We start from the raw sequence: 5,899 nt of genomic DNA, 5'->3' as shown, positions 1-5,899 counted from the left end.
TTGTTCGCAAAGTTTAGTTTGGCTTAAAATTGTCGCTCGGTGCCTCGCGACTAACAAACTGCTCAAGAGGGATTCGCAACGCGTGGCATTTTTACTATGCGTTGAATTTAGTGATTAAGGTGGTTTGCGGCGGCGTCAGTATTGCGTTGCTCACCCCTTAGCAGGGCGTTAGTTTGCAAGAGGAAAAACGCAGCTAAATCGCAAGATCTAGTGGTAAAAGCTCAAAGTTGAAATTGTCGTGTCGGCGTTCAATTTGAGTGTTAACTAGCGTGGTGAAAATTCAGAATTGGCATCGTTTCAACGGTTGATTTCTTCTTTTGTGCGGTGACTTTTGGGTTAACTGAGTCGAAGTTTTTTGCTGAAATTCTGCTCGTTGACTTTGTTGGTGCAAAAGCCGATTTACTCGCTGCGAGGACGTTTTCTCTGGTGTGGTAAGTGCATGTGGTTTCTATGACTTTGTTGAAAGTCCGCATTGTGAGATTGGTTTTCCAAAAGCGCTTTTTGGTGTTGTTAGTTCGTTTTCTGCGGCGTTGTTTGTTTCACGTGGTTTCATTGACTAGCCGCTTTTAGACTACGCCTGACTAAAATGCATCAAAGCACATAAAGTTTATTGTTTGCAAAGTTTAAAGTGACTTAAAATCAACGCTTTGGGTTTGCAAACTAACAAACTGCTCAAGAGGGATTCGCAACGCGTGGCATTTTTACTATGCGTTGATTTTAGTGATTAAGGCGGTATGCGGCGGCTTCAGTATTGCGTTGCTCACCCCTTAGCAGGGCGTTATACGAACGGGGAAGTATGAAGAAAATCTATAAATATATGCCTTTCCGAGAGGAGTTTTTTTCCAACTATTGTCTACGAGCAAGCCAACGTGGAGTTTTGAATGATCCATTTGAATTGAGTCCAGCACAAGATTTAGTGGATAAAGTTCTTCGTGAGGGGCTCGGTGAAGACTTCTTTGAACAAGCTGAACAATTTGCGACTGATGGTAATTTCAATGAAGTTGGTGTTATATCATTTACTGAAAACTACAATAATCTTTTGATGTGGTCTCACTACGCTCATGAACATAAAGGGATTGTTGTAGAGTTTGACTATGAAAAGTTAGATTACTTTTTCAATTACAAGCTTTCCATGAGAGATACGATTGAACGAGTACTATACAACAGGGAACGCTTTTCACCCTTACAGACTGAAGTATGTGTTAAAGACTTACTTCTAACTAAAAGTGATGATTGGATATACGAAAAAGAGCATCGTATCTTACCAAAGTTGAGACTAGCTGATTATGTTCGTGTAGAGCGTGAACTGTTCGAACAGCTTCATGAGTTTTACGATAACTTGTATGTAGACCTGTTTAATATCGTTGCAGAGGACGAACTGTCGGTCACTTTTGAAGTTGATCTTATCGAATACGAACAGTTCAATAATCAAGACTGGGACGGTAATTCTACTGATGATCGTGAAGAAATGAAGTATAGCCATAGTGATGTGATTCTGAATGAAATCTATGGCTCTTTAGCTGTCTTACCAACATCTGTTTTCTTGTTTAAGTTGCCACCCGATTGTATATCTGCGGTTTTTGTTGGATGTCGTGCTTCTGATGAGGATGCTAGGTTAATTCAGACTCTCATCGGTAGTAAAAATATACCTATTTTCAAAGCTCAGTTAAGTAAAACTCATTTTACTTTGGGTTTCGAAGAAATGTTCGTATAACAAGCTGTTTAAGAGTGATTCGCAACGCGTGGCATTTTTACTATGCGTTGCGTTTAGTGTTTAAGGTGATATGCGGTGGCATCGGTATTGCGTTGCTCACACCTTAACAGGGCGTTATGTGCTCTGGTGTTCGTAACGTTTAGATGTGCATGCAAGTCATTTTAAATTAGTAAAAGGAATTACTATGTCCAAAAAGGAATCGGATAAAAGTACTGCAATAAAGTTGGGTTTGTTCATGGCTGGCTCGGTATTTGGTGCAGTCTTGTATATCTTTTTTGCATTTCCAGCACCTTGATTGTTCAGGTTACTAAATGTTGTCGGTTAGGCTCAAGCTACATGTAGGGATAGAATGTTAGTTGCCATCGTATACATCATTGTCACGCTTCTTATGGTTAAAGTACTTTAAAGAAGAAAGTCTCTAAAAGTGTACTTTTTACTTCGCTCTTGAACTCTATTTTGGTGCAGTTGCGGTCGCCTCTTATATCGATTAGCTGTTCTGAGAGTACAGGTGTTCAGTTTAAGCACGCACATAACAAACTGTTTAAGAGTGATTCGCAACGCGTGGCATTTTTACTATGCGTTGTTTTTAGTGTTTAAGGTGGTATGCGGATACATCGGTATTGCGTTGCTCACACCTTAACAGGGCGTTAGTGTTCAAGGAGACAATTTGGACGAGTTACTAAAATATGCTTCTCTTATCACTTTGTGTGGAGCAGCAATCTCGTTTGTGATCGGTCTGATTAAGTGGATCGACCAACGTAATAGAGAGCAAAAACAGAAACAATATGAAGCTCTTCATAAAATGGTGTTGCTAGCCTCTGGCGTTGATGAGAGCGGACAGACCATAAAAATGGTTCAGCAAATTGCGGCGATTTATCAACTTCAAAGCTATAAAGATTTCGCTTTCGCATCAGTTCCTGTATTAGAGCTTATGTTGTTTGAACACGGCAATCAAAGCGATCCACGATCAGATCACCTTATTAAAGCAATTAAGTCCAGTATTCATGCGTTGAAAGAACACTAACAAATTGTTCAAGAGTGATTCAGCACGCGTGGCATTTTTACTATGCGTTGGTTTTAGTGGTTAAGGTGGTATGCGGAAGCATCGGTATTGCGTGCCTCACACCTTAACAAGGCGTTATGTGCTTTGGTAGAAATGAATATGGAAATCACAATCAGGCGTATTGAAACAGATAGCATTGAGGACAAAAGTATATTCGAGACTCTATTCAAAGAGTATCTATCTGGATTCTCTGTTGAACTAGATCTCTCAGTAATTGCTCAGCTATTTGCGTTGCCTTATTTCCACGGATTTATCAGTTTTGTCGACAATAAACCTGCTGGCTTTGCGGTTTGCTTTGAATCGTTCTCAACTTATCGTGCGCAAAGAGTGATGAATATCCATGATTTTATGGTGTCGGACAACTTTCGTGGTAAGGGTGTTGGCAAGGCGCAACTGAACGGTATTGAACATTATTGTCGTGATAATGATTACCTCAAAATCACATTAGAGGTCGGTGATGATAATTTTGCAGCTAAAAAGCTCTACAGCTCATTGGACTACGAAGGTTACAGAGTAGTTTTGAAAGGGCAGCAGCATTGGCAAAAGTACCTCAATTAGCACGCACATAACAAAGCGTTTAAGACAGATTCCCAACGCTTGGCATTTTTCATTCTATCGTTGGTTTTTGTGTTTATGGTGGTATGGTTAAGTTTCGTGGTAGCGTTGCTCACTACTTAACGCGGCGTTAGTCGCCAGAAAAAGCTAGCAGTCAAAATCACGTTTCTAAGCTTAAAATTTGGCTGATGATCGTTTGATACGCAGGTGCGTCGGCGATGCTCAAAACTCAGTTTCAACTGTTTTAAGTCCAAATTTTTGTAACTGTCCTAGCGGTTGTTTTGTCCATTGGTGCTGACAGAGCAGGGCAATCGAGAGTCTGTTTTTGGTTGCAACTCCGCTCGGTGGGTTTGTTGGGTACAAAAGCCGATTTACTCACTGAAATGACGTTTTCTCTGGTGTTGTAAGTTCCACGTGGTTTCAGTGACTTTGTTGAAAGTCCGCACTGTGAGATTGGCTTTCCAAAAGCGCTTTTTGGTGTTGTCAGTCCGTTTTCTGCGGTGTTGGCTGTTCCATGTGGTTTCATTGAATAGCCGCTTTGAGACTACGCCTGACTTAAGTGCATCAAATCACATAAAGTTTGTTATTCGCAAAGTTTAGTTCGGCTTAAAATTGTCGCTCGGTGCCTCGCGACTAACAAACTGCTCAAGAGGGATTCGCAACGCGTGGCATTTTTACCATGCGTTGATTTTAGTGATTAAGGTGGTTTGCGGCGGCTTTTGTATTGCGTTGCTCACCCCTTAGCAGGGCGTTATGTTTTTAATCAACTCCAAGGATTTAGGAGGGTAAAGTGATAAGTCTATTTGAAATGGAACCTGGTTGTTTTGAGCTGTTTCGTGAAAACTTTATACGAGAATACGCTGGTTCTATCAGCTCCAATTATGGCTACTCTGAAAGGAAATCTTTTGAGTTCGCTTCCCTAGACTTCGAGATGAGACTACCCAATAAGCTTGATACTGACGGTAACTATGTCTGTTCGATTAAATTGGGGGAGCTATCTATAGGTCATCTTTGGTACATAGAGAGTGTAGAAGACTCAACCGCTTTTATTTGTGACTTCTTCATAGAGCAAAAGTATCGCAACTCAGGTTATGGCGAATTAGTAATAAAAAACCTTGAATCCCGCCTCAAACAAAGTGGTATTACAAGGTTGAAGCTCCATGTTGCAAATGGCAATAATGGTGCTTTAAGGCTGTACACTCGTCTTGGGTATGGGATCACAGGGCATAATCTATTCAAAAAGTTTGATTAGCTCGATGAACACCAAAACATAACAAACAATTTAAGAGCGATTCGGCACGCGTGGCATTTTTACTATGCGGTGGTTTTAGTGATTAAGGTGGCATGCGGGAGCATCGGTATGGCGTGCCTCACACCTTAATTGGGCGTTAGCTGAAACGGAGCCAGATTAGGCTCCGGTGTTTATACACAAGCTGTCTAAGAAGTTTTGGCAATACTCAGGGTTACAATATCGAAGAAGTGACGATCTTCCTGTCGCGGGCTAGAAACGACGACATGCTTACCATTTGTTTTCAATTTGTAGTTTGCACAAGCACTTAAAAAACGGTCTCTGGATACTTTGATTTCTGGGTTGTTGCTGATGAATTCATCCATGCAAACTAAACCGTAGGTCTTGTCCTTATCTTCTAAGTTTTCTAACCGAGCTTTAGTCTCGGATTTGAACTTTTCTGCATCAGCTTTAACGTTAGCTATTTCTTTCCTCGTTTCGATAAGTCCGTTTGCGAGGTGAGCAATCATTTGAAGCGATGTATCAGTAACATCCATATTGGCGAAGTCAGCACTTGTCGCTGGAGTGGTGTTTTTTACAGGGGGTGGGTACTGTTTGTGTTCACGTATCGATGGGATTACTTCATGAAATATCCATCTTTGAAAGGCTTTACCGGCTTCGGATGTATCTCTACTAAGTACTCTATATAGTCCTGGTTCTGTTACGCAAGTCTCGCTGCGTTCTTCTCCAGTTTCTGGATGTTTCAAAATGAAGTTTTTATGTTCATCATCATCTAACAGTTCACGTTGAGCTTGCAGCAAGGTCAGCATTGACTTTGAATTGCTTTCTTTGATTTTCTGGTTTTCTACACTAAGAGTTTTTAACACATCTCGTAAACAGGCATATATAATTCCATTGGCGTAAAAGCTTCGAATTACATGATCATGCTTGTATTTAAGCGTAAAAAAATCGTCCATTGTTATGCCTACAGTAGTTCAGGGATTAGAGTCATATTACATTACCGCTGAATCATCCGTAAATGTATATTTAGTTTCAAGAATGACGTAGGGTTTCAGCTAACAAACTGTTTAAGAGTGATTCGCAACGCGTGGCATTTTTACTATGCGTTGGTTTTAGTGATTAAGGTGGTATGCGGAAGCATCGGTATTGCGTTGCTCACACCTTAACAGGGCGTTAGGTGCTTGAAGGAAAAGGTAAGTATGGAAGTTGCTTTTCGGCAGATAAACATTGATGATTTCGAATTATGCGTTGCTGCGAGAAAAGATGCATACTTTTGTAGTTTTGGGCATTACGATGGTTTCGACGACTTCATCAGCGG

The 5,899-nt window shown here is 40.8% G+C and carries 5 protein-coding genes and 2 pseudogenes; 5 read left to right on the top strand and 2 right to left on the bottom strand.

Features of this window, described 5'->3' with window-relative positions:
* Positions 1–796: 796 nt before the first annotated feature.
* From QTO06_RS24900 to QTO06_RS24890, 3 genes are all read left to right on the top strand, one after another.
* On the top strand, positions 797–1,714 hold the full coding sequence (locus tag QTO06_RS24900) for a DUF2971 domain-containing protein (RefSeq protein ID WP_331410283.1): 918 nt from the start codon (positions 797–799) through the stop codon (positions 1,712–1,714).
* A gap of 667 nt (positions 1,715–2,381) precedes the next feature.
* A complete protein-coding gene (locus QTO06_RS24895; RefSeq protein ID WP_017449618.1) occupies positions 2,382–2,738 on the top strand; it encodes a hypothetical protein in 357 nt (118 codons plus the stop codon).
* A gap of 138 nt (positions 2,739–2,876) precedes the next feature.
* Positions 2,877–3,335, top strand: a complete 459-nt coding sequence (locus QTO06_RS24890) for a GNAT family N-acetyltransferase (protein ID WP_331410281.1) — start codon at positions 2,877–2,879, stop codon at positions 3,333–3,335.
* 219 nt (positions 3,336–3,554) lie between these two features.
* On the opposite strand, the pseudogene QTO06_RS24885 reads toward QTO06_RS24890, so the two are convergent.
* Positions 3,555–3,858: pseudogene (locus QTO06_RS24885) on the bottom strand (hypothetical protein).
* A gap of 264 nt (positions 3,859–4,122) precedes the next feature.
* Between QTO06_RS24885 and QTO06_RS24880 the strand changes: the two are divergent.
* Entirely contained in the window at positions 4,123–4,584 is a 462-nt protein-coding gene (locus QTO06_RS24880; protein ID WP_017817956.1) for a GNAT family N-acetyltransferase, read from the top strand.
* A 185-nt stretch (positions 4,585–4,769) separates the two neighbouring features.
* On the opposite strand, the gene QTO06_RS24875 is transcribed toward QTO06_RS24880, so the two are convergent.
* Complete coding sequence (locus tag QTO06_RS24875) at positions 4,770–5,537, bottom strand: BRO-N domain-containing protein (RefSeq protein WP_331410279.1); 768 nt, start codon at positions 5,535–5,537, stop codon at positions 4,770–4,772.
* Between the two features lie 243 nt (positions 5,538–5,780).
* Here QTO06_RS24875 and QTO06_RS24870 point away from each other — a divergent pair.
* Positions 5,781–5,899: pseudogene (locus tag QTO06_RS24870) on the top strand (GNAT family N-acetyltransferase); the annotation flags it as partial.

Source organism: Vibrio sp. M260121 (genome assembly GCF_036533715.1).
Lineage (GTDB): Bacteria > Pseudomonadota > Gammaproteobacteria > Enterobacterales > Vibrionaceae > Vibrio.
This window is presented reverse-complemented; position numbering and strand designations above follow the sequence as displayed.